This window comes from Clostridium sp. AM34-11AC (assembly GCF_003435375.1).
Classification (GTDB): Bacteria; Bacillota; Clostridia; order Lachnospirales; family Lachnospiraceae; genus Pilosibacter; species Pilosibacter fragilis.
In genome coordinates this window covers 1-24,980 of the sequence record NZ_QWGL01000002.1, presented here as the reverse complement: position 1 = coordinate 24,980, position 24,980 = coordinate 1, and the positions used below count along the sequence as shown (strand labels likewise).

At 48.3% G+C, this 24,980-nt stretch carries 20 protein-coding genes; 5 read left to right on the top strand and 15 right to left on the bottom strand.

Features of this window, described 5'->3' with window-relative positions:
* Window positions 1–77 precede the first annotated feature (77 nt).
* Together DW826_RS03245 and DW826_RS03240 are read right to left on the bottom strand one after the other, a co-directional pair.
* A complete protein-coding gene (locus tag DW826_RS03245; protein WP_117552011.1) occupies window positions 78–1,061 on the bottom strand; it encodes a 2-hydroxyacid dehydrogenase in 984 nt (327 codons plus the stop codon).
* Between the two features lie 15 nt (window positions 1,062–1,076).
* Window positions 1,077–2,075 (bottom strand): 4-hydroxy-2-oxovalerate aldolase, encoded by a 999-nt coding sequence (locus DW826_RS03240; RefSeq protein ID WP_181967975.1) that lies wholly within the window; start codon window positions 2,073–2,075, stop codon window positions 1,077–1,079.
* A 135-nt stretch (window positions 2,076–2,210) separates the two neighbouring features.
* On the opposite strand from DW826_RS03240, the gene DW826_RS03235 reads away from it, so the two are divergent.
* A complete protein-coding gene (locus tag DW826_RS03235) occupies window positions 2,211–3,176 on the top strand; it encodes a LysR family transcriptional regulator (protein WP_117470585.1) in 966 nt (321 codons plus the stop codon).
* An 832-nt stretch (window positions 3,177–4,008) separates the two neighbouring features.
* Here the strand turns inward: DW826_RS03235 and DW826_RS03225 are convergent.
* The gene (locus DW826_RS03225) at window positions 4,009–4,962 is read right to left on the bottom strand and encodes a hypothetical protein (RefSeq protein ID WP_117552010.1); all 954 of its coding nucleotides are present in this window, start codon (window positions 4,960–4,962) and stop codon (window positions 4,009–4,011) included.
* A 329-nt stretch (window positions 4,963–5,291) separates the two neighbouring features.
* Between DW826_RS03225 and DW826_RS03220 the strand changes: the two genes are divergently transcribed.
* Complete coding sequence (locus tag DW826_RS03220; RefSeq protein WP_015555029.1) at window positions 5,292–6,320, top strand: hydroxyacid dehydrogenase; 1,029 nt, start codon at window positions 5,292–5,294, stop codon at window positions 6,318–6,320.
* A gap of 78 nt (window positions 6,321–6,398) precedes the next feature.
* On the opposite strand, the gene DW826_RS03215 is transcribed toward DW826_RS03220, so the two are convergent.
* The 5 genes from DW826_RS03215 to hrcA form a co-directional block, all read right to left on the bottom strand.
* Window positions 6,399–6,578 carry a hypothetical protein gene (locus tag DW826_RS03215; protein ID WP_117470914.1) on the bottom strand — a complete coding sequence of 60 codons (180 nt, stop codon included), beginning with the start codon at window positions 6,576–6,578 and terminating at the stop codon, window positions 6,399–6,401.
* Between the two features lie 230 nt (window positions 6,579–6,808).
* On the bottom strand, window positions 6,809–7,975 hold the full coding sequence (dnaJ, locus tag DW826_RS03210) for a molecular chaperone DnaJ (RefSeq protein WP_117503048.1): 1,167 nt from the start codon (window positions 7,973–7,975) through the stop codon (window positions 6,809–6,811).
* A 302-nt stretch (window positions 7,976–8,277) separates the two neighbouring features.
* Window positions 8,278–10,155, bottom strand: a complete 1,878-nt coding sequence (gene dnaK / locus DW826_RS03205) for a molecular chaperone DnaK (RefSeq protein ID WP_117470916.1) — start codon at window positions 10,153–10,155, stop codon at window positions 8,278–8,280.
* Window positions 10,156–10,239: 84 nt separating this feature from the next.
* Window positions 10,240–10,815, bottom strand: coding sequence for a nucleotide exchange factor GrpE (gene grpE, locus DW826_RS03200; protein ID WP_242990593.1), 576 nt, complete (start codon window positions 10,813–10,815; stop codon window positions 10,240–10,242).
* An 8-nt stretch (window positions 10,816–10,823) separates the two neighbouring features.
* Window positions 10,824–11,876 (bottom strand): heat-inducible transcriptional repressor HrcA, encoded by a 1,053-nt coding sequence (gene hrcA, locus DW826_RS03195; protein WP_117552009.1) that lies wholly within the window; start codon window positions 11,874–11,876, stop codon window positions 10,824–10,826.
* Window positions 11,877–12,258: 382 nt separating this feature from the next.
* Here hrcA and DW826_RS18550 point away from each other — a divergent pair, with 382 nt between their 5' ends.
* Window positions 12,259–12,972, top strand: a complete 714-nt coding sequence (locus DW826_RS18550) for a 3D domain-containing protein (protein WP_015555032.1) — start codon at window positions 12,259–12,261, stop codon at window positions 12,970–12,972.
* Between the two features lie 203 nt (window positions 12,973–13,175).
* Here the strand turns inward: DW826_RS18550 and glgD are convergent, their stop codons facing one another.
* The 5 genes from glgD to lepA form a co-directional block, all read right to left on the bottom strand.
* Window positions 13,176–14,315, bottom strand: a complete 1,140-nt coding sequence (gene glgD / locus DW826_RS03185) for a glucose-1-phosphate adenylyltransferase subunit GlgD (RefSeq protein WP_117552008.1) — start codon at window positions 14,313–14,315, stop codon at window positions 13,176–13,178.
* Window positions 14,309–15,517, bottom strand: a complete 1,209-nt coding sequence (locus DW826_RS03180; RefSeq protein ID WP_117470919.1) for a glucose-1-phosphate adenylyltransferase — start codon at window positions 15,515–15,517, stop codon at window positions 14,309–14,311. The genes glgD and DW826_RS03180 overlap by 7 nt, the downstream gene beginning before the upstream one ends.
* A 297-nt stretch (window positions 15,518–15,814) precedes the next feature.
* Entirely contained in the window at window positions 15,815–16,954 is a 1,140-nt protein-coding gene (gene hemW, locus DW826_RS03175) for a radical SAM family heme chaperone HemW (RefSeq protein WP_117503053.1), read from the bottom strand.
* Complete coding sequence (locus tag DW826_RS03170; protein WP_117552007.1) at window positions 16,951–17,964, bottom strand: NUDIX domain-containing protein; 1,014 nt, start codon at window positions 17,962–17,964, stop codon at window positions 16,951–16,953. The genes hemW and DW826_RS03170 overlap by 4 nt, the downstream gene beginning before the upstream one ends.
* Window positions 17,965–18,046: 82 nt before the next feature.
* Window positions 18,047–19,861 carry a translation elongation factor 4 gene (lepA, locus tag DW826_RS03165; protein WP_117484191.1) on the bottom strand — a complete coding sequence of 605 codons (1,815 nt, stop codon included), beginning with the start codon at window positions 19,859–19,861 and terminating at the stop codon, window positions 18,047–18,049.
* A gap of 621 nt (window positions 19,862–20,482) precedes the next feature.
* Here lepA and DW826_RS03160 point away from each other — a divergent pair.
* A complete protein-coding gene (locus tag DW826_RS03160; RefSeq protein ID WP_117472278.1) occupies window positions 20,483–21,841 on the top strand; it encodes an MATE family efflux transporter in 1,359 nt (452 codons plus the stop codon).
* 17 nt (window positions 21,842–21,858) lie between these two features.
* Here DW826_RS03160 and DW826_RS03155 read toward each other — a convergent pair whose 3' ends face one another.
* Together DW826_RS03155 and gpr are read right to left on the bottom strand one after the other, a co-directional pair.
* Window positions 21,859–23,211, bottom strand: a complete 1,353-nt coding sequence (locus DW826_RS03155; protein WP_242994031.1) for a stage II sporulation protein P — start codon at window positions 23,209–23,211, stop codon at window positions 21,859–21,861.
* 163 nt (window positions 23,212–23,374) lie between these two features.
* A complete protein-coding gene (gene gpr, locus DW826_RS03150; protein WP_117472274.1) occupies window positions 23,375–24,436 on the bottom strand; it encodes a GPR endopeptidase in 1,062 nt (353 codons plus the stop codon).
* Window positions 24,437–24,616: 180 nt separating this feature from the next.
* On the opposite strand from gpr, the gene rpsT reads away from it, so the two are divergent.
* A complete protein-coding gene (rpsT, locus tag DW826_RS03145; protein WP_021905348.1) occupies window positions 24,617–24,880 on the top strand; it encodes a 30S ribosomal protein S20 in 264 nt (87 codons plus the stop codon).
* Window positions 24,881–24,980 lie beyond the last annotated feature (100 nt).

Sequence of the window (24,980 nt, the reverse complement as noted above, 5' to 3'; positions counted from 1 at the left end):
GCAAATTGTTTGTAAATACTTACAACATAATAATATTAAACAGGAATCATAATATCCAACAATAAAAAAGAGCGTTTTTACAATTTTTTATTGTTGCCTTCCAAATACTGTTTATTCACCACATACTTCAACTCTTTTCCAATTGCCAGCAGCTCAATATTTCCTGTGATCATCGGGAACATGACATCAGAAATATCCGCGGAACCGCCGCCTACATGTGGTGTCACGATAATGTTCGGATTTTCGAGAATCGGATTGCCCGGTTTTGCCGGTTCTTCCTCCACACAGTCGATTCCGGCACCGGAAAGTTTTCCGGAGTTCACTGCCTTCACGACTGCCTCATCATCCATAAGCCCACCTCTCGCAACATTGATGAGGATCGCGCCGTTCTTCATTTTTTCGATCTCTTTCTCACCGATCATATGACGCGTAGAATCCATGAGCGGTACATGAAGAGTGATCACATCGCTTGTACGGATCAGTTCCTCAAGTCCTACATATTTCATATGCAGTTTTTCTTCCATCTCCTCCGGTAAGCGGAACGGATCGTAATACTGGACTATAGATCCAAAGGCCTGTACCCTGGCTGCCACCTGACGACCGATATTTCCTCCGCCGATGATGCCGACGACCTTATTGTTTAAAGTTCTCGTCAGATTTAAAAATGTGTTCTTACTCCACTCCCCCTGATGAATCGCACGGTCATGGCAGATCAGTTTTCTTCCGACTGCTAACATCAATGCCACCGTAAGCTCCGCCACAGCATAAGCATTTGCACCTGGAGTATTGCAGACATAAATTCCATGTTTTCCTGCTTCTTCAATGTCAACCGAATCAAAGCCGGCTCCCCAGCGCATGATCATCTTTAATCCTTTGATCCTTGCGACTACTTCTTTCGGCATTTTTAAAATTCGAAGAACGATGGCGTCTGCCTCTGTCAGTGCGTCAAATTTCTCCTGCGTATCAACTTCGACCACTTCAATTTCCGGCTTTTCGGCAAAATAATTTTTAAACTTTTCAAATGTCCCTGCCGGATATGTTCCTACGATTGCTACTTTCACGTTTTTTCCCTCTTTTTATTTGATTTTCTCTGCCACTTCTCTCATGAGATCTTCGCTCGGATTCTTTCTGTTGATCTTGCTGACCTCAACGATCAGTTTATAGAGATCAACGCCTGTATCTTTTGCGACCGCCTTGAAAGTCTTTCCGAAGCTGGAATGCGCTCCGGATACGCCGAGGATCAGGTCGTACGGCGGGATCGCGTCATGGTAGGAGTGCTTTTCCATTGCCGGAAGAAGTCTCTGGTCGATTCCGTTTAACATCGCGTAAAGGTCAATATCCTTGAACTCCCCGTATTTCTGCATAAATGCCACAGCTGCCTCTGTCGGAAGGTTTCCTGCGCTTCTCGCCATTCCCATAAGACCGCAGTCTAAAATATCTGCTCCGCTCTCATAGGCAGCGATGGCATTTGCTGCGGAAAGTCCAAGGTTATTGTGACAATGGAAAGCCACCGGGATCTTAACCGCGTTCTTGCAACACTCCGTTGCTCTCTTTACGTCATCCGGCATCATAGTTCCGGCGGAATCCATGATCGTAAATTCGTCAAGTCCGATGGACTCCAAGAACTTCGCTTCCTCCGCCAGTTCTTCCGGAGTGAGAAGATATGCTTTCATTGCGGAGTAGTACGCTTTCATTCCGCATTTCTTGATCGTTTTTACCGGAACTTCTGAGATCTTTCTCGCATCCCCGGCATCAGCACCACAGCGCAAGAACTTCATTCCCTTGGATGCCGCAAGCTCAACATTCGGTTCGCGGAATCTCTTTGCGTTTAAGAACATGCCGATCTCTGATTTTCCCAGATACGGCTGTACCAGATCCAGATACTCCATGTCAGTCAGGGCGTTTGTGAATCCCGCAACCTCATAAGCTCCGATTCCGCCTGCGTTTCCGAATTCAATAATCGGAACATTGCTCTCTGTCAGGATATCCAGAACGATCTTTGTGATCTCCGCGTCAAACCCTTTTCCTACTACATTTGCACCGTCTCTCAAAGTACAGTCCATCAATCTAACCATCACAAATACTTCCTTTCGTTAATTTGCTGTAAAATATACTGGATTTCTTGTTGTTTTTATACTATCATACAGTTATGACAGTTTTCCAACAGTTATATTTTTAATTTTAAACAGCATTTTCCTGTGGAGGCATCTATGAACCTTAAAACATGTCAGTACTTTGTAGCACTTGCGGAAGAAATGAATTTTACAAAAGCATCCGAATCTCTTCATATCACACAGCAGTCCCTCTCCGGCTCGATCAAGCGCCTAGAAGAGGAATATGGAGTGGAGCTGTTTCAGCGAAAACCATATCTGAAGCTCACACCTGCCGGGGAGACTATGCTTTTTTACTCAAAACAGATGCTGCGAAATGAATCCCAGATGATGGCATCCCTGGCGGATCTCTCCGCCGAATGTTCCGGTCATCTTGTTCTTGGAATGTCAAGGCAGCGGATCCAGGTATTCTTTCCGGGAATCTGGGAGCGATACCACAACGCCTACCCAAATGTTTCTCTGGATCTTCGTCAGTCTTATACTCTGAAAATGGCTGACTCTCTTCAGGCTGGAAAGCTCGATCTTTTCATCGGTGTTGATGTTCCAACTGCATCTAATCTAAATATGATCCCTTTAGCGTCCGAATACCTTTTCTGTCTGATCCACGATAATATTCTGAAGGAATGCTGCCCGAATCACTGGCAGGAACTTTTAAATAAAAGTGCCATCGAAGGTCTTGATGTCTCTGATCTCAAAGACTTTCCAATCCTCCTCCTCGCTTCGGACAACCGAATCCGTTCTCTTTTAGAACGCGCCTATGATCGTTGTGGAATCATGCCTAAGACAATTCTCGAGGCATCTGACCAGAACATCATCTATCAACTCGCCTGTTCTGCCCAGGGAGCCGCTTTCCTGTCTCCGATGATCCTTTTTGATCATAAAAAAGGGGCGATCACTTGGCCAGAGAACTGCCATTGTCTGAGGATGAACCACTCTTTCTCAAAAATCGATATCTCCCTGGTCTACCGCAATGACCTGATCCTGCCCCACTATGCTGAAGGCATGAAAAAAGCCATCACACAGGAATTTTATTCCTACGCGATGGCGATGAAGTCGATTTCTTAAGCAAAGCTGACCCACTTGTATAATGACGTACCAGTGATTTTTTTCAATTCAACAACATTACCTTTTCAATCTTACTAAAAACAGATTGTTTTATTTTGCGAACACTTCCCACTATAATAAAAACAGCGAAAAACAGCTTATCAAAGATGTTTCATTATAGGAACATGGGTTGGAAAATTTACTGTCACAGGAAATTATGTCCGAAAGCCGCACGCCTCTTGAAGATACAGGCCATAATATAATTATCTACGGCCGCGTTTTCGAGACCGCTGATGTTCTCACTGATTTCCATGAAGGTCAGCCGTATACTATGATCGTTCGTATCACATCAACCACTCGCAAAGTGATCGAGCCAAACCCGAACTTAAAAGTTATCGTTCGTCACGGTGCCGATTTCGACGTTCTTGACGTAAAACATACCATGACAACAACATTCAAGTTCTCCACGAACCGGTCGCAAACAGTACCTCCATTGCAGAGGCAGCAATATAGCTCACCTTAGAGTGCAGCCGTAACGTGACTATTCTCCATAAGACATGGGTATGTTGCGATAAAGCAGACAATTTCTACAAGATAAAATTAAAAGTGCGCAAGAACACATTAAAGGCAGAACCATCAATCTGATCGGCAGCGACAACACCGGAAGCTGCGTTACAAAGCACTGTCTCACATTCAAGATAAATGTTCTCGCATACGATCCGTAAAAGCCAACTTCTTTTCTCATATAGAGAAAATAGGCAGGACTTATCAAGATGATAGGTTCTGCCTGTTTTTTGCTGTATCTTCATAAAAGAAACCTGTTAGAAATTTTTCTGTAGCTTTTTATAGTCAGTTAACGGTTATTTATTTTCAACTCTCCCTTAATTTTCTCAAGATCATACTCCGGCGCTGCTTTCACCACTGCCTTGTAGATTTCCTTCAATTGATCTGCTGATGTCTCTAAAGCATCTGCAATCTGTTCCAGAGACTGACCTTTCCGGACTTTTTTTACAATTAAGTCAATCTCTTTCTGCCTACGTCCCTGATCGAGTCCGCTATCATATCCATTATCGTATCCTTCTTCATACCCACATTCTCTCACATTTTTCAGATGCAGCTCTTCGTTATATTCTGTCAATACCACGTTTCGCACCTCCGCTCTGTTTTTCTTTAAAAGATCCTTCAACACGCCCTCTTTCAAGGACTTACTGATTGCTTCATCTACAGCTTCCTCCAATGTTTTTCCGGCACGGACTCCCTGTCTCACATTTTCCACAAAACAAGAATAATCGTGCAGTGTCTGGCACTTTTCCATTAATTCCTGATTGTATCCATAATTGATATTTAACACGATCGCAGTGCATTCCAGCGCTGCCTCCTCATCCTGCCCGCCTTCAAATGAATCTGACAGCCGGAGAATCCTTCTTTCCGGTTCCTTCTTTAAACCGTTATAAAAGACAAGAAACTTCGGCTTTGGGATCATGATCTGCTTTTCGGAATACATATCAAGATGGTTGCTTTCTATCCATCCCTTTAGCAGATCTCCAAAATATATGGTTCCCCTCAATGGCATGTTTGGATTACTGGTACTCTGGGCTTCATACAAATTCAGATAATGTGCAAACAAGAATGAGACATCATTTTTCATCCCCATATACACCACATCTTCCAGCGTATTAATCTCCAGATCGTCCGCATTCGTATACGAACTTCCGTTTACTGCGTTATACAGGCTCAGTAACTCCTCCTTCCCATGAAACACCAGTCGGAAAAGGCTGTCTTTAAAGTTTCTCTTTACTTTCGTCATAGTTTCTCCTTTCATTGTACACGATATAGAGTTTTTTTGCAATTTCGTGGGAACGATTTCAGAACTGAAGTCAGATACCACAGACGCCCGGAATCACGGGCAGGGATCTCCAGGAAAGAGATCTGTTTGATAATCTTATATTAGCATATTTGCCTTATAAAAGAAAGTGCTATAATATATAAGCGTCTCTTTTCGTACCAGCGATTTTCAACAACATTTCCTTTTCAACCTTACAAAAACAGATTGTTTTATTTTGTGAACAATCTCCGCTATAATAAAGACAGTGAAAAACAGTTTATCAAAAATGTTCCATTATAGGAGGTATTATCATGGGTTGGAAAATTTTACTCCCACAGGAAATTATGTCCGAAGGCCGTAAGCTTCTTGAGGATGCTGGTCATACCGTAATCGACGGCCGCGGATTTGAGACAGAGGACGTTCTCGCTGATTTCAAGGAATATCAGCCGGACGCTATGATCGTCCGTATCACACCGATCACACGTGAAGTGATCGAGTCAAACCCGAACTTAAAGGTTATTGTTCGTCACGGCGCCGGTTTCGACGCTCTTGACGTAAAGGCCTGCCACGACAACAATGTCCAGGCTCTCTACGCACCGGTCGCAAACAGCACCTCCGTTGCAGAGACAGCTATGTTACTCATCTTAGAGTGCAGCCGTAACGTGACTGTCCTTCATAAGACATGGGTAAATGACTTCTACAAGGCAAAATTAAAAGTCCGCAAGAACACATTAAACGGCAAGACCATCGGTCTGATCGGCTGCGGCAACATCGGAAGCCGCGTTGCAAAGCGCTGCCTCGCATTCGAGATGAATGTTCTCGCATATGACCCGTACAAACCAGCTTCTGAGTTCCCGGACGGCGTTGAGGTTGTCCGCGACCTTGACCGCATCTTCAAAGAGTGCGACTATGTTTCCCTTCACTGCCCGAACACTCCGGTTACCAAGAACATGGTAAATAAAGAGCGTCTCGCAATGATGAAACCGACAGCATTCTTAATCAACACCGCACGCGGCGGCTGTGTGGACGAGGATGCTCTCTACGAGGCATGCAAGAATGGCGTGATCGCAGGTGCCGGTCTTGACGCAATCAAGAAGGAACCGGTTGATCCGGCTAACCCACTCTTAACTCTCGACAATGTTATCATCTATCCGCATATCGGCGGCAACACATCTGAAGCTGCCCATCGTGCTTCCTACTTCGCAGCTATGGGCGTTCAGGAAGTCTACGAAGGCAAGAAGCCGACATGGCCGATCAACGATGTTGACTATAAGACAGCTAAGACCTACACAGACACAAAGAAACCGGATACAAAACCGGCTGGAATGTTTGATTTCTAAACAATCGTTTGCCAACTTCTTTTCTCATATAACGAAAGCAGGCAGGACTTATCGGAGTGATAGGTTCTGCCTGTTTTGTTATACGTTTATAATTTTCATTCCCATGTATACCACGTCTTCCAGTGTGTTGATTTCCAGATCATCTGCATTCGTATACGAGCTTCCATTTACCGCATTATACAGACTCAGTAACTCCTCCTTCCCATGAAATACCATTCGGAAAAGACTGTCCTTAAAGTTTCTCTTTACTTTCGTCATAGTTTCTCCTTTCATTGTACACGATATGAAGTTTTTTTGCAATTTCGTGGGAATGATTTCAGAACTGAAGTCAGATACCACAGACGCCCGGAATTACGGGCTGCGATCTCCAGGAAAGAGATCTGGTTGATAGTCTTATATTAGCATATTTATTTCACAAACGAAAAAACGCACGTCCTGCTACAGCTCATTTCTGCATGCAAAACGTGCGTTTCCCGCTTTATTTTCAATTATTCATTTTTGAAATCTTCTTTTAACTTATTGAAAAAACCTTTCTTCTTTCCCTCCGGCGATGCAACCCCCTTCATCGCATCATCAAACTTTCTGAGGGCTTCTTTCTGCTCCTCCGTAAGCTTCTCCGGAACTGTAACAACAAGCGTTACATAATGGTCACCGCGGATGTTCTTATTTCTGAGAGACGGAACACCCTTGCCGCGGAGACGTACCTTCGTGTCGGTCTGGGTTCCCGGTTTTACCTCGTACTCAACCTCGCCGTCGACGGTCTTGATCTTGATCGGACCTCCAAGGGCTGCTGTTGCGAAGGAGATCGGTACTGTGGAGAAGATGGATGTCTCCTGGCGCATAAATACCGGGCTTCTGGATACGGTTACCTCAACGAGAAGGTCTCCTCTCTCGCCGCCGTTCGTTCCGGGCTCTCCTTTTCCTGCGATACGGATGCTCTGTCCGTTGTCGATACCTGCCGGGATCTTGACCTGAATCTTCTTCTTGCTGGAGATATATCCGGTACCGTAGCAGTCCGGGCACTTCTCCTTGACGATCTTACCGGTACCTCGGCAGTCCGGACATGTCTGGACATTCTGTACCTGACCGAAGAAGGACTGCTGGGTGTAGACGATCTTACCTTTACCGTTACATTTCGGGCAGGTAACCGGAGATGTACCAGGCTTTGCGCCTGTTCCGTGACATTTCGGACACTCATCCTTCAATGTGAGCTCGATCTCTTTCTCGCAGCCAAAGATTGCCTCTTCAAATGTGATCCTTACGCCGGTTCTTAAATTTGCGCCGCGCATGGGACCGTTGCTGCTTCTTCCGTAAGCGGAACGTCCACCTCCGAAGAAATCTCCGAAAATATCTCCAAAGATATCTCCCATGTCGGCTCCGTTGAAATCGAATCCGCCGTAGCCGCCGGCTCCGCCTGCGCCGCCCTCGAAGGCCGCATGGCCGAACTGGTCATACTTTCTTCTCTTTTCCGGATCACTTAAAACGCTGTATGCCTCGGAAGCTTCCTTGAACTTTGCCTCCGCCTCTTTATCTCCCGGATTTGCGTCCGGATGGTATTTCTTTGCAAGAACTCGATATGCTTTCTTTAACGCCGCTTCGTCCGCATCTTTCGGCACGCCGAGGACTTCGTAATAATCTCGCTTGGTCTCTGCCATTTCTTTATTCTTACCTTTCCTGTTAGTGAGCGGTACCACGCTTCACGCGTACCTTTTTACGGAACCTGCCGACGGAAGCTTTCTTCAGACGTCACGGCTGAGTCCTGCCGCGGCAATATTTCCGGATCGTTATCGATCAAAGCCTTGATACAAGGCAACCGAAAGAACGCCCCCTCTTGGGCGTTCTTTCGGATTTATTGTGCCTGACTCGCGCCAAATGGCAATTCCGGCTAAAAAGGACTTATGCAAGCTATCTTGCAACGTCCTTTCCAGCCCTCATTGTGGCTCGATCAAACTGTTATTTAGACTTCCTTGTAGTCACCGTCAACGACATCATCGCCATATCCAGCCTGGCTTGCGCTCTGTCCAGCCTGCGGACCTGCCTGACCCTGTGCTCCAGCTGCGCCCTGAGCTGCCTGAGCCTGCTCGTAAACCTTTGCGAAGAGCTTCTGCGCACTGTTCATGAGTTTCTCTTTCGCTGCCTTGATCTCCTCGACCTGGGCGTCTGTCATCTGCTCTGCCGGAGCTTTGTTGATCGCTTCCTTGAGGGCATTCAAGTCAGCCTCAACAGCGGCCTTATCGTTTGCATCGATCTTATCGCCAACTTCTTCCATTGCCTTCTCTGTCTGGAATACCATGGAATCAGCTTCATTTCTTGTATCGATCGCTTCTTTCTTCTTCTTATCCTCAGCCTCGTAAGCTGCAGCCTCCTTAACAGCCTTATCGATATCATCCTTGGACATATTGGATCCGGATGTGATGGTGATGTGCTGCTCTTTGCCTGTGCCGAGGTCCTTAGCGGATACGTTTACGATACCATTTGCATCGATATCGAAGGTAACTTCGATCTGCGGAACACCTCTTCTTGCCGGAAGGATACCGTCAAGACGGAACTGGCCAAGAGTCTTGTTGTCTCTTGCGAACTCACGCTCACCCTGTACAACGTGGATATCTACGGCTGTCTGGTTATCAGCAGCTGTGGAGAATACCTGGCTCTTCTTTGTCGGGATCGTTGTGTTTCTCTCGATCAGCTTTGTAGCAACGCCGCCCATTGTCTCGATGGAAAGGGAAAGCGGAGTTACATCGAGAAGAAGGATGTCACCTGCACCGGCATCGCCTGCTAACTTACCACCCTGGATCGCTGCACCGATGGCTACGCACTCATCCGGGTTTAAGCTCTTGCTCGGCTCTTTGCCTGTTAACTGTTTAACCTTTTCCTGTGCGGAAAGCATACGTGTGGAACCACCTACGAGGAGAACCTTGGAGAGCTCTGCTGCTGTTAAACCAGCGTCTCTTAACGCGTTCTGTACCGGAATTGCTGTTCTCTCAATGAGATCACTTGTCAGCTCATCGAATTTAGCTCTTGTGAGGTTCATATCTAAGTGCTTCGGTCCCTCAGCAGTTGCTGTGATGAACGGAAGGTTGATGTTTGTTGTTGTTGCGGAAGAAAGCTCTTTCTTTGCTTTCTCAGCAGCTTCTTTTAATCTCTGAAGTGCCATCTTATCACCGGAAAGATCTACGCCCTCTGTCTTCTTGAACTCGTCGATCATCCACTGTGTGACACGGTTATCGAAATCATCACCGCCGAGGTGTGTATCACCGTTCGTCGCAAGAACTTCGATAACGCCGTCACCGATCTCGATGATGGAAACATCGAATGTACCGCCGCCGAGGTCATATACCATGATCTTCTGCTCTTTCTCGTTGTCAAGACCGTAAGCAAGGGCTGCCGCTGTCGGCTCGTTGATGATACGCTTTACATCAAGACCGGCAATCTTACCTGCATCCTTTGTTGCCTGACGCTGGGCATCGTTGAAGTAAGCCGGAACTGTGATAACAGCTTCTGTTACTTTTTCACCGAGGTAGCTCTCAGCATCTGCTTTTAACTTCTGAAGGATCATCGCGGAGATCTCCTGCGGTGTGTACTTCTTGCCGTCAATATCTACCTTGTAGTCGGTACCCATATGTCTCTTGATGGAGGAGATGGTTCTGTCAGCGTTTGTAACTGCCTGACGCTTTGCCGGCTCACCCACAAGTCTTTCTCCTGTCTTTGTAAATGCAACGATAGACGGTGTTGTTCTGACACCTTCTGTATTAGCGATAACTGTTGGTTTACCGCCTTCCATAACTGCTACGCAGCTGTTTGTTGTACCTAAGTCAATACCAATGATCTTACTCATAATGATTTTCCTCCTCTAAATTTGGAATATTAGGAATGAGTGGTCGTCCAGCAGTCTCTGCCGGATGATCACATTGTTTCAATGTTAGTTTGCAACCTGCACCATGCTGTGACGAACGATGGAATCTTTGTAGGTGTAGCCCTTCTGGAGTTCCACTGCCACAACATTCTCGCCGAGATTCTCATCCTCCACATGCATCACTGCGTTGTGGAAGTTCGGGTCGAACGGTTTTCCGACTGCCTCGATCGGCTTAACGCCCATATCATCGAGTGTCTTTACAAATTGCTTATATATCTTTTCCATTCCGTCTGCAAACGCGGATCCTTTCGCGTCTTCCGGAATGGAATTAAGACCTCTTTCAAAGTTATCGACGATCGGAAGGATCTTTTCGATTACATCCTTCGCACCGATCTCATACATTGCGGACTTTTCCTTGTCCGTTCTCTTGCGGTAGTTATCAAACTCCGCCATGGATCTCTTGAGCTTGTCATTTAACTCATCGATCTTCTCGTCCTTCGGATCTTTCTTCTTTTCAGAAGCTTTTTCCTCTTTTTCGGACGTCTCTTTATTTTCTTTTTCGGAAGCGGCTGTCTCTTTGGTTTCTTTTTCCTCAGAAACGGCTTTTTCCGTTTTCTCTTTTTCTAACTCTTTCTCTTTCACTGCTCTCTTCACCTTTCATTTTTAAACGTTTCGTTCAGCTGCGCAACTAACGATCTCAAGGTCGATACGACTTTTTCGTAGTCCATTCGTTTTGGTCCCACGATACCGATCGTTCCGCGCATCCCATCGCCGAGCGCATAATTTGCGGTTACGATGCTGCAGTCTTTCATGCTCTGGACCGGAGTTTCATCTCCGATATAGACCTGAATTTCATTGTCCGTATCATCCGTTTTATTCTGCTGCTGCCCGTCGATCAGTCCCCTGAGAAGTTCTTTATGTTCCAAAGTACCGATCAGCTGGCTCGCTTTTTCCGTATCGGAAAGCTCCGGGTATTTGAAAATATTGGTTGCCCCGCTGGTATAGATCTGGAGATCTTCGTCCTGGGACCGGATCACTTCACTGACTTCATTCAGCACCAGATCCACCACTCTTCTGTGGGATCCGGCCTGTTCTTTCATTTTTGCGATCACGCCAAGGTTGATCTCCTCGATCGTCAGACCGTTCAGGCTGCTGTTTAAAAGAATATTTAAATTCAGAAGCTCTTCGTCACTGAGTTCCTCATCGATCGTAACAAAGGAGTTTCTTATAATATTTCCTTCCACAACGACTACCACCAGAAGTTTGTGTTCCTCCACCTTCGAGAGCTGGATAAACTTTAACTTTGTCTGGTTGTAACTCGGTCCGCTGATCAGGGTCGCATAGTTCGTATTGTTGGCAAGAACCTTTGCAAGCTGCTTCAGAAGCAGTTCCACGCGGTCTACCCGCTGGATCATCAGTTCCTGCATATGCTCGACCTGACTATCTTTTTCCTTGATGATCTGGTCAACATAGAAGCGGTAACCTTTATCGGAAGGAATTCGTCCCGCCGAGGTATGCGGCTGAATGATGTAGCCAAGTTCTTCCAGATCAGACATCTCATTTCGGATCGTCGCGGAGCTGAGCTTCAGATCCGAGTATTTGGAAATCGTTCTGGATCCCACCGGCTCACCGGTCTCCAGATACGTCTGGATAATCGCTTTTAAAATTTTTTCTTTTCTCTCATCCAGTTCCAAAACTCTCACCTCTTCTTTATTAGCACTCTTTATTGAGGAGTGCTAACATTTACAGTTGTTACTATATTACTTAGTGTGTTGTTTGTCAAGGGCTTTTGATAATTTTCACATTTTTTTCACTATTTTTTTCATCGCCTTTTTCTACCAGGATTTTACAGGATCCGCCCGGCTTTCCCCTGGATTTTCCTGTGAATCCCGGGGGCTTTGCGTCACATTAAGAACATTTCTGCCATATGGGGGGACTGTTTGCGTCCTGGCAGTAATACCCAAAAACTTGACAAATTTGGAAAATTATGTATAATACATACTTGTTTCCAAATTGTTACATTTCTATTACATATCTGCATATAATTTGTAATAGATATGAAACAAAAAAAGAAAGGATTGTTATATGAAGAAATTTAGATTGACCATCTGTGTTTTACTGACCGTCATTTCGATGCTCTTAAACACCGTATGTGCATTCGCAAGTACCCCGAAAAACTCTGGCCACCTGGACAGCATCGATGGAAATAAGGTTTCCGGATGGGCGTGGAACTCCGCTGCCCCGGATACCCCGGTCTCCGTCACCGTCACTGTGGCCAACTCCCATACAGGCGAGTCTCTTTTATCTGAGACCGCCGAAGCTGATATCGAGCGCAATGACTTAAAGGAAAGCGGCATCGGAAACGGTGCCCACGGCTTTGAGATCATGATCGACTGGTCCTCCATCCCGGATGATACCTACATGATCAAGCTCAGCGTGAACGGCACAGCACTTCCGTTAGCTTACCAGTACAATACCGCAACAAAGATCATCAAAAATGCCACCCTCGTTTCCTTAGGTACATTTAAGACCACAGCTTACTGCCCGTGCAGAAGCTGCTCCGAGGGCTACGGCCGTCTCACAAAGACCGGAACCCAGGCGACCGCAAGCCGCACCGTAGCCGTTGACCCGCGGGTCATTCCGCTTGGAAGCCACCTTTTGATCGATGGTGTCGAGTATATCGCTGAGGACGTCGGAGGCGGCGTCAAAGGAAAACATATCGATATTTTTTACAACACACATTCGGAAACAAGAGATCACGGCGTTGAGCGGTCTGAGGTCTATCTGATCCAGTCTTAAGTTCATCTGCCCCGTTATATGAGTTTCCACCCGATATATGACAGGACCGGAAGGACATCCACTAATAAATTCTTCCTGCTGCATGGCAAAAAAGGGAATCTCTCCAGAGCATGTGAAAATGCTCATGAAAGATTCCCTTTCTTAATTATACATATCTTATGTGAGTCAGGACCTCTCCTGAATTCACAGGCTTGCTCCTATCTTTAAACAGTATGCCCCTTCGCCACATAAAACGGCTGTGTATCCGTTCCCTTCAGCTCCTGGCCAACCTCAATCGTCACGTTCTTGTCTGTGACAACGTAATCCAGCCGTGCGCCTGCATTCACCACCGTATCCTGCATCAGGACACTGTTTCTGATCTTTGCGCCCTTCGCGATCTTAACGCCTCGGAAGAGAACACAGTTCTCCACATCGCCTTCGATCACGCAGCCATCAGCCACAAGGTTATTTTTTGTCTTACATCCGTTAATATATCTTGTCGGGTTGTCATCACGGATCTTTGTGTAGATCTGACCGCCGGTAAATAGTGCGTCCAGATTCTCATCATCGAGAAGTTTCATATTCTCATCGAAGTAGCTCTTTAAGCCGCAGATCCTCGCGTAATATCCATCATATTTATATCCGCGGATGTTGTACTTCTCAAGACGCGGCGCAAGGATATCGCGCTCGAAGTAGGAGTATCCACGTACAAATGCCGCATGGATCTTGTCGATCAGCGCTTCTCTATCCATAATATAAATATTCATGGATAGATTCTGTTTTCCGCACATTTCGGAATTCATAAAGATCCGTCTCACACGTCCGTCATCAAGCTTTAACGTGTAATACATATCCCCGTGGACACCTGCGCGGATCAGTTCCGCCGGAATCTCCTGCTCCGTGTAGGCAACCGTCACATCGGCACCGCTCTCGATATGTTCCGCTAACATTGCGTTGAAATCAAAATCCACCGCGATATTGGCGTCCATCATGATCACATACTTTTCTTTTTTGCATTTCAGATACGGAAGGATGCTCTCAAGTGCCTCGACGCGTCCGCTGTAGACCTTCATATTTTTCTCCGCATAGGGCGGAAAAATACTGAGACCTCCGTTTTTTCTGAGAAGATCCCACGCTCGTCCGGAGCCCAGATGGTCCATCAGGGAATGATAATTCTCCCGTACCACGATGGCAATATTGCTGATCCCGCAGTTTGCGAGACTGGAAAGCAGAAAGTCGATGATCCGGTAACGTCCCGCAAACGGGATCGATGCCATCAGGCGGTCACCCGCAAGCTCCGGCACCAGATTATCATAACTGTTTGGAAAAATAATACCGATCGCATTTGCATTGGAATTTACCATTGTTCTTCACCATCCTCCACATTTTTATTGACCATGGCGTTCGGGCCGATCTTTGCGCCCTTTCCGATGGTGATTCCGGAACCGATCGTCGCAACGCCGTGTTCTTCCCCCTTCGGCATGGATCCAACAACGGCATTTTCACCGATCACAACATTTTCCGCGACGATACAGTGTTCTACAACAGCTCCGGCCTTTATGACCGTTTTGCCCATGACAACGGCATCTTCGATCTTTGCTCCCTTTTCTACCCTGACACCGGAGAACAGGATCGAATGCTTAATACTTCCGTCGATCCGGCATCCGTCTGTGATCATGGAATTCTCAACGACTGCGTTGGAGCCGATCTTGTGACCGGTCATACCGCTGTTCCGGCTGTAGATCTTCCAGTTTTCATCAAAGATATCGATCCCGCTGTGTTCCGGATCAAGAACCTCCATATTTGCTTCCCAGAGGGATGAGATCGTTCCAACGTCCTTCCAGTATCCCGCAAAGTGGTACGCGTACATCTTCCGTCCGTCTTTTAAGAGGTTCGGAATGATGTTGTTTCCGAAATCATTCTCGGAATTCGGGTCTGCCTCATCCTCGATCAGGTACTTCTTTAAGATATCCCAGTTGAAGATATAGATTCCCATGGAAGCCAGATTCGACTTCGGGTTCTTCGGTTTCTCCTGAAACTCTGTGATCCGGTCGTCCCCATCCGCCACCATCAGACCAAAACGGGATGCCTCGTCCCACGGCACTTCCATAACCGCGACACTGAATTCTGCGCCTTTTTCCTTGTGGAAGCGCAGGAAATCACTGTAATCCTGCTTGCAGATCTGATCACCGGATAAGATGATCACATACTGCGGATCGTAGCGCTCGATGAACGGAATGTTCTGATAGATTGCGTTTGCGGTTCCCTTATACCAGTCGGAACCGGATGCCTTCTGATACGGCGGCAGCACATGTACTCCGCCGTAAAGACGGTCGAGGTCCCACGGCTGGCCGTTTCCGATATACTCATTCAGTACCATCGGCTGGTACTGGGTCAGAATTCCCACGGTATCAATTCCGGAATTTACGCAGTTCGAGAGCGGAAAATCAATAATTCTGTATTTCCCGCCGAAAGGGACTGCCGGTTTTGCAAGCTTCTGTGTCAGTGCATAGAGTCTTGAACCCTGGCCGCCTGCAAGAAGCATTGCGATCATTTCCTTAGCCATAATAATATCCCCCTGTTTTTTGGATACAATCTCTCCGTGCAAAATGTACAACCATGCATTTCATTGGATTGTACAAATCATATCACATTATTGCCATTTTTGATAGTAGTTTTATGCACTTTTACCATGTTTTTTACATGATCTATATATGTATTCTGCTTTTTTATCCTCTGTACCATTTAAGCTGCGCTTATGATCTACTTGTTTTTTCTCAGCATGCATGCCCTTTTTCACTCCACGCAGTATCTCTGACATCGAAAACTACGGCTGAAAAAAAGCGCGGTCTCCGCAGGATCTTTAGTCCTGCAGAAACTGCGCCATAATATAATTGCTTACATCAAGTCCATAATCCGTCAGAACGAACCGGTCGCCCTGAAATACTGCCGCTTTTTCCTCCACAAACATTTCCATGAGCCCCGGATAGACGTCCTTCGCGGACACCCCGAACCTCCGCTCAAACTCCGGGAGGGACACCCCCGCTGTCATCCGTAGTCCCACATAGAAGAATTCCTCCTCCATGTCTTTCTTCGTGAGCTTTTCCACATCCGTAAACATCCCCGGCTTTTCTTCCAGATACTGCTTCATATCGGAATTGACCGCAAACCTACAGCCGTCCATGTAGGAGGATGCCCCGAGTCCCAGTCCCAGGTAGGGCAAGCCTGTCCAATAACCGATATTGTGGCGGCACGCTCTCCCCGGCTTCGCATAGTTTGAGATCTCGTACCGCTCATACCCACAGTCCCGCAGGAACCGCTTCGTCTCGTGGTACATCTCCCTCTCGGAATCCTCGTCGGGAAGAAGTTTCCGTCCCTCTTCGCTCCCGTACTTCTCACCGAAAGGAGTTCCATCCTCAATGATCAGGCTGTACGCCGAGATATGTTCCGGATTCAGGTCCGTGACCCGCTTTAAGGTGTCCTTCCAGGACTCGCGGGTCTGTCCCGGCAACGCTGACATAAGGTCGATATTGATGTTCGTGAACCCGCACTCCCGGGCCAGATGGAAGCTCTCCAGGAATTCCGCCCAGGTATGGATCCGGCCGAGAAGCTTTAGCTCTCTGTCATTTGCTGATTGGAGTCCAAAGCTCAGGCGATTGATCCCGGCCCGCCTGTAATCTGTGAGTTTCTCCCGTGTCACGGTTCCAGGGTTCGCCTCCATGGAAATCTCCGCGCCTTCCGCCACATGAAACGCCTTCCGCACATGTTCCATGATCCCGACAATCAGCGCCGAATCCGGCACGGACGGGGTTCCGCCGCCGATAAAGATCGTATCTACCGGAATGTCCCCGTATTTTTTTCCCATGGCGTCAATATCTTCCCTGAGCCGCCTCGTGTACAGGTTCTGGGTCTCCTGGTCCGTCGGAAATGAAAGGAAGTCGCAGTAAGCGCATTTTCTCACACAGAACGGCATGTGCAGATATAATTCCATGCCCCCGTTCATGCGAGAACCTCACTGAGCATCTCGATCTCGTCCTCGAACAGGCAGTATCCCGGATCATGGGCTTTCACCGCCGCCAGGACATCCTTGATCCGCATCCACTTCACAGACTCCACTTCTTCTTTCTGAAGCTTGAGTTTTTCGATCTCTACCGGCTTTTCATAAGCAAAAACATGACTCTTCTCATGATTCTTAAAGATCCGTCCATGGAACTCGCCTTCATAGCGTCCGTCATGGACCCCGACAAGCCGCAGGTCTTCCGGCTCTGCCGCAATTCCCAGCTCTTCCTTCAACTCCCTGAGCGCCGACTCCAGATAGTCCTGTCCCGCCGGAATATGCCCGGCGCTGGAGATATCGTAGCAGCCCCCGAAGGAGTCCTTCCCTCGGCTCCGCTTCTGTAAAAGCAGGTCATGTCCGCCGTCCCCCCGTCTTCTTACGACCCAGACATGGCTCGTCCGGTGCCAGTCACCGTTGAGATGGACCAGCGTGCGCTCTCTCACCTGTCCCGACGGCTCTCCATTCTCATCGAGGAGATCAAGAAGCTCCAGCGGCTTTCCGTCCAGGACCGCTTCCTTTAAGAGATCATCCTGGTAGCGGAGTTTCAAAGAGAAGAACGGTGCTTCCTCGCCGAGGAGCCGATGGAAGATCCGGTCGCCTTCCCAGAGGTTCAGGCTGTTGATCTCAGTCTTAGGAACCCACTCCAGAGTACCCTCATTGCAGTCTGCCAGCTCACCTGTAAAGCCATCTGCCGTGTAGAGGAAAATGTACTCCATTTCGGCATCATCATCATTGTACACGAAAGTCAGAACGCCCCGAAGTCTATAGCTTGTGAGTGTCAGGCCTGTCTCCTCCTTCGTCTCCCTTAAAATGCAGTCCTCCGGGCTCTCCCCCCGCTCAAACTTCCCGCCAATGCCGATCCACTTGTCTTTATTGACGTCGTGTTTCTTCTTGATACGATGGATCATCAGGTATTCGTCATCTTTTTCAATGTAGCATAATGTTGTAAGCTTCATAATAGTTCCTCATCTATGTGCAAAAAAGTCCATTTCTTCGAACGATCTGAAATGGACTTTTTATCTGGATCAATATTTTAATTTACTCCTCATCCAGCTTCAGAACGCTCATAAACGCCTTCTGCGGAATCTCTACGTTTCCGACCTGGCGCATACGCTTCTTGCCTTCCTTCTGCTTCTCGAGAAGCTTCTTCTTACGGGAGATATCGCCGCCGTAGCACTTCGCGAGGACATCCTTTCTCATAGCTCTCACCGTCTCACGGGCAATGATCTTGCCACCCACAGCGGCCTGGATCGGAATCTCGAATAAATGCTTCGGGATCTCATCCTTCAGCTTTTCGCACATCTTTCTGCCGCGCTCGTAAGCGGATCCCTCAAACACGATGAAGGAAAGGGCATCCACAGTTTCCTTATTGATCAGGATATCGAGTTTTACAAGCTGTGACTGCTCGTATCCCTTCAACTCGTAGTCGAAGGACGCGTAACCGCGGGATCTTGATTTCAGCGCGTCAAAGAAGTCGTAGATGATCTCGTTTAACGGGAGCTCATACTTTAAGAGTGCACGCGTCTCTTCCATATATTCCATGCCGAGGTAAACGCCGCGGCGCTCCTGGCATAACTGCATGATCGCGCCCACAAATTCTGTGGTCACCATAATCTCTGCGGAGACGATCGGCTCCTCCATATATTCGATCTCGGACGGATCCGGCATGTTGGACGGGTTCGTGAGGTCGATCACCTCGCCGTTCGTCTTGTGGATCCGGTATACAACGCCCGGTGCTGTCGTCACGAGGTCAAGGTTGTACTCGCGCTCCAGGCGCTCCTGGATGATCTCCAGGTGTAAAAGCCCTAAGAATCCGCAGCGGAATCCGAAGCCCAGCGCGATGGATGTCTCCGGCTCAAAGAACAGGGACGCATCGTTTAACTGCAGCTTCTCTAAGGCATCACGGAGCTCCGGATATTTCGCTCCATCCGCCGGATAGAGTCCGCAGTACACCATCGGTGTTACCTTCTTATATCCCGGAAGCGGGGACGCGCACGGATTTAAGCGGTTCGTCACCGTATCACCCACGCGGGTATCTTTCACATTCTTGATGCTGGCTGTAATGTATCCAACCATGCCGGCCCGGAGCTCATCACAGGGGATAAATTGGCCTGCGCCGAAATATCCGACCTCAACGACATCGTAGGAAGCTCCCGTCGCCATCATCTGGATCGGGGTGCCTTTCTTCACGGTTCCCTCTTTCACACGGCAGAATACGATAACACCGCGGTAGGAATCGTAGAGGGAGTCAAAGATCAGCGCCTGAAGCGGTGCCTCCGGATCTCCCTTCGGAGCCGGGATCTTATGGACGATTGCTTCCAAAACATCCTCGATATTGAGTCCCATCTTCGCGGAGATCCTCGGTGCGTCGTGAGCCTCAAGTCCGATCACGTCCTCAATCTCCTCCGCCACACGATCCGGATCAGCGCTCGGAAGGTCGATCTTATTGATGACCGGGACAACATCAAGATCATGGTCAAGGGCAAGATACACATTTGCAAGCGTCTGGGCCTCGATGCCCTGAGCTGCATCTACAACAAGGATCGCACCGTCACACGCCGCAAGACTTCGGGATACCTCATAGTTAAAGTCAACGTGACCTGGGGTATCGATCAGATTAAAGATATACTCCTCGCCGTCCTTTGCCTTGTAAACCGTGCGGACTGCCTGGGATTTGATCGTGATTCCGCGCTCGCGCTCCAGCTCCATGTTGTCGAGGATCTGGGCCTGCATCTCACGGCTGGTTAAAAGACCGGTCTTCTCGATAATGCGGTCCGCCAGCGTGGATTTACCGTGGTCGATATGGGCAATGATACAGAAATTTCTGATTTTATCCTGGGAATAATGAACCATTCATGTTCCTCTCTTCTATATGATTTCTTCTTTATATGATCCATTTCTCTGTCACTGCTTGTCGGACCACCAGATCTTTACTCCTGATCGTTCGGTCCATCGGAAAATACCTTTATACACAGGAATTTCTCCCTCGGGGACAGGAATGGCAATTTATCATGTTAAATATAGCATTTTTTAGGTTTCCGCGCAAGCAGTAGTATGAGGTTTGGATGTGATAAAAAATAGACAAAAAGCTGACAAATTACAATTCGTTACAGTTCAGCCATGCGCTGGTTTGAATGAGAAAGTGTGTTGCAAGCTTGCTTGCATAAGCACTTTTTCATCCAAATCAGCATATGGTGGAACCACCAAGCTTCTTGTTTTCATGAATATGAAAACAAGAAGATGTAATGGCTGAACTGTAACTACAATTCTTTTATGTGTTGTAAAATCAATTGACATTCCATCCATTCTGATTTAGACTTTAATTAACATTTTGTCACGTATATTCAGGACTTTTCTTCGTCCCGTCACCCGTCCACCTTTTCTATCATTTCAGCAGCTATCCTTCATGTTCGCAGATCCTGTATATTCCTTGACCGTTCTGCGTTTTCTGAATGGCTGCCCGGGAGATAACATATGAATCAAACTCGGAAAAAACAGCAGTCCATGGACATGACCTCAGGGTCCATCACAAAGCTCCTGATCATGTTCGCGGTTCCCCTCGTGATCGGAAACCTTTTTCAACAGCTATACAACACTGTGGACAGTCTCGTTGTTGGAAACTTTGTCGGCTCCCATGCTCTCGCCGCCGTAGGTTCCACCACCAGCATCATCAACATGATCGTCATGTTCTTTACCGGTACCTCTGTTGGTGCCGGTGTCGTCATCAGCCGGTACTATGGGGCCCACGATGACGAAAAGCTTCACATTGCCGTGGAGACCACGATGGCAGTGACCTTCATCTGTGGGATCATTTTTACAGGTCTTGGAATCTTTGTTGCCCCCTATATGTTAAAATTTATGTCCACACCGGATGATGTCCTGCCGTCCGCCTCCGTATACTTAAAGATCTATTTTTCCGGCGTTTTCGGTCTGCTTGTATACAACATGGGAAGTGCTATCCTGCGTGCCGTTGGCGATACGAAGCGGCCGCTGTACTTCCTCTGTCTCTCCAGTGTCATGAATATCGGCCTTGACCTTCTTTTTGTAGTGGGCTTCGGCATGGCCATCGAGGGAGTTGCCTACGCGACGATCATCTCCCAGTTTGTTTCCGCAATTCTCGTGCTCATCGTTCTCACCAGAAGCACGGAGAATTACCGCCTGACCTGGAAGGACCTGCGGATCAACAAAAAAATCTTCCGGCAGATCCTCATGGTCGGACTACCGACAGGATTTCAGCAGTCACTGACATCATTTTCCAACGTGTATGTCCAGTCCTATATCAACACCTTCGGATCCAGCTGCATGGCCGGATGGAGCAGCTACTCAAAGATCGACCAGTTTGTTTTCCTTCCGATGCAGAGTATCGGACAGGCATCCACGACCTTTATGAGTCAGAACCTGGGAGCCGGGAATCTGCCCCGCGCGAAAAAAGGAACCGGTGTGGCTCTCCGGCTGGCACTCCTCATTACATTCGCCAGCGCTGGGATCCTTTTCCTCTTTGCGCCTCGGCTCGTCGCAGTCTTCAACCAGGAGCCTGACGTTGTCCGGTACGGAACCATGTTTCTCCGGATGAACGTGTTCATGCTGGCATTCTGCTGCCCGAACCAGGTCGTTGCGGGCGCGATGCGCGGAGCCGGAGATTCCAGGACACCAATGCTGATCATGCTGTTCTCCTTTGTCCTGTTCCGCCAGATCTATCTCTATATCGCGACCTCGATCTGCAATACAGCCGCAGTTGTCGGATTCGGATATCCAGTGGGCTGGATCGTAGCTTCGGTTCTCGTAGAGCTCTACTATATGTCCGGAAAATGGGAGAAAAAGATCAATATGTAACCTCTTCCCATGTTCTGTTATTCTCCTGTCAGTACCTGATCCAGGAGATCGGATAACGGCATCATCGCCGCTTTCGCCTCCGCATACGTGTTTGTCTGGGCGCCCACCTCGATGAGGGCGGAACGCGCCCGGACATGCTCGTTATAGCGGAGGCCTTTTAAATAGATCTTTCGCGTAAGTCCCGGATATTTTCCAGCAGCCAGAAGCTGCATCTGGAAGCTGAACGCCAGGTTTTCCTTGAGATTTGGATTCGGAAGATACTCGATGGGGCCGTCCGGGCTCATGGATGTCCCGTTGAAGAACATGATCTTCGCGGTCTCCGTCCCGTCGATCTCCGTCACAAGTCTCGTCCCATCCGAGACGCCGTCCCGGTGGACATCCAAGACCACCTCGATAGACGGGTATTTCTGCAGGAGACCAGAGATCCCGTCGAGGGCGTAGGTATACGCCGCACTGCGGTCCAGCTTTCCGTTCCGGTAATCGTAGACGCTCTCATCATGGTACACGTTGTACCCCTTTTCCCTGAGAAGCTTCGCCAGGCACTCTCCGAGGTGGATCACGTCCGCCTCCGAATTTTCCGGGTAGTCGGCGTAGGTCTCCTGGGAGTGGGTATGGTAGATCAGGATCTGGGGGATGTCGGCGTTTTTTTCGATGGAAAGGTCCGCGGCGAGGAAATTCTCCGCCCGCATCAGGTCCCGGCCCGCCGTTGTTGTGGGGTGGACGTTGTAGAATTTTTTCATCAGGTAGTCGTAATCGTTGAGTTTTTCTAAAATGATGCCGGAATTTCCGGTGTTGAAGGTTCCTGCTGCGAGCAGGCCTGCGAGTGTCGTCTTTTCATTCTGGGATGATCCGTTTTCTCCAGTTCCGCTTTTTCCCGAATTCCCCCATTCTTCTGAACTTTCTGTTTTTGTTCTGTCTTGTGCATTTTCATCCGCATTTCCGCTTCCCCATGCATTCTTCCTACGATCATCTCCGTAAACTCCCTGATTTTGTTCCCTGTCTGCGATCCATTCTGCCCGCAGTACCCCATTCTCATTCTCGATCCCAAATATCTCCTCATACTCCTTTGTCCGCCTGCTGCCATTTTTTCTGCTCTCCAGATAAAAAGCCGTACCCTCATCCTCCTTCCACGCCGGAAGAAATCCCCGCATCACATCATCCGCGATCCGCACCGCGTAATTTTCATAGAAATCCTTCCATGCGCCCGCACACAACCCACGTCCGAGATACAGCGCCGCCACGCAGACCACCGCCAACACGATCCACCGCCCGGCATACTGGATCATCCTGATGATATTTCCGATCATCTGCGCAACAAACAGGCGGTCCGCCTGAAGCATCCGCTTAAAATAGTACCATCTCCGCCTCATATCTGCCGCCTGATTCGCCGTTTCTTTACAGTTTATGTGAATATGCGGTTATTCAGTACCTGCGCAACCATACTGCCGCCGCAAAATCCGAACCATATCAGCCAGGCACCAACAGCCATTTCCGAATAAAAAATGCAGAGTTTTTCACATATATCACGCAAATCTATGCAGTTCTGAACAACGCCTCATGGATCGCCTCCGAGATCGTAAAGCTCAGAAAATCCACCCGCTCATCAATATCATGGGGCGTCACATACATGGGACCGAGGTCCGGCTTTAAGAGTTCCTTAACAAGCTCATAAGATTCTTCTACCCGAAGAATTTCCAGCTTCTTCTCTCCGGATTTTCTTTTCTTTTCACCATTTCGATCCCTGTCCGAGTCCTCCGCTTCCATTACCTCATCATCTTTTTCCAAAACATCACACCCTATCTTCTCCCTCAACACCTCCGTCATCGCCCCAACCGTATCATACACGATCGCCGCCGCCCCGACGACCATCGGGATCCCGATCGCAAACACAGGAATCCCCAGTGTCTCCTCCGTCAGCCCGCTCCGGTGATTCCCGACCCCGGATCCCGGCTGGATCCCCGTATCGGATAGCTGCACCGTGACTCCCAGTCTCCCGGCACTTCTCGCCGCCAACGCATCCACAACGATCACTGCGTCCGGCTCCGTCTCCTGCACAATGCCTTTCACGATCTCCGCCGTCTCCATCCCCGTCTGCGCCATGACCCCCGGCGTGATCCCGCTTAAGACCGGATACCCGTGCTTCCTGCAAAAATCCGTCCCATACTCCAGCTCCAGATGCCTCGTCGCCTGAAGATGCTCCAAAACCTTCGGTCCCAAAGCATCCGGCGTCGCCTCCGGATTTCCCAGGCCAACGACCAGAGTTCTCACCGGCCGCCCCATCTTCTCCGTCTCAAGCCCATGCTCCTTTAGCATCCCCCGCAAAAGCCCCGCCAACTCCTCCGAGACCTCCCTGTGATAATCATCATCCTTCTTCGCCAGCGAAGCCGCCTCCACCGTCAAATACATCCCCACCGGCTTTCCCAGCGCCTTCTCTCCTCTCTCATCACACACCGCGACCTCCGTCACCCGGATCCCAGTCTCCTCCTTCTCCCACTCCCGCACCCGGATCCCCGGAATCTCACTCCCCTGCACCTTCTCTCTCTCCTCCAGCGCCAGATCCGTCCTCACCGTAAACTCCACATCCGCCTGTCTCATAAACACGCCTCCTATCTCAACTTTCTCCTTATTTTTCTCGCAAAAAAGCAATTTATGTATTGACATACCGGGAAATATTCGCTAGAATGTAATAGTATGTTTACATTGAACTGTCCGTGTCCAGGCTTTGATGCAAAACAAACAGAGATAATTTTTTAAAATAATATGGAGGTGTACAGATTGGCTAACATCAAATCTGCAAAGAAAAGAATCGTAGTAGCAGAGACAAGAGCTGCTAGAAACAAAGCAATCAGATCCAAAGTGAAAACTTTCGTTAAGAAGGTAGAGGCTGCAATTACTGCTGGTGACAAGGCTGCTGCACAGGCTGCACTTCTTGCTGCTACAAGCGAAATCGATAAGGCTACTTCCAAGGGCGTATATCACAAGAATACCGCTTCCAGAAAAGTATCCCGTTTGGCTAAAGCTGTAAGCGCAATGGCTTAATTTATCATCGAACTGGATTATTACGCATAAATAAAAAGAACCGCTGTTTCCGAGGTGTGTCGGTTCTTTCTGAGTTTTGGGTATTTCAAGAAAAAGTAGA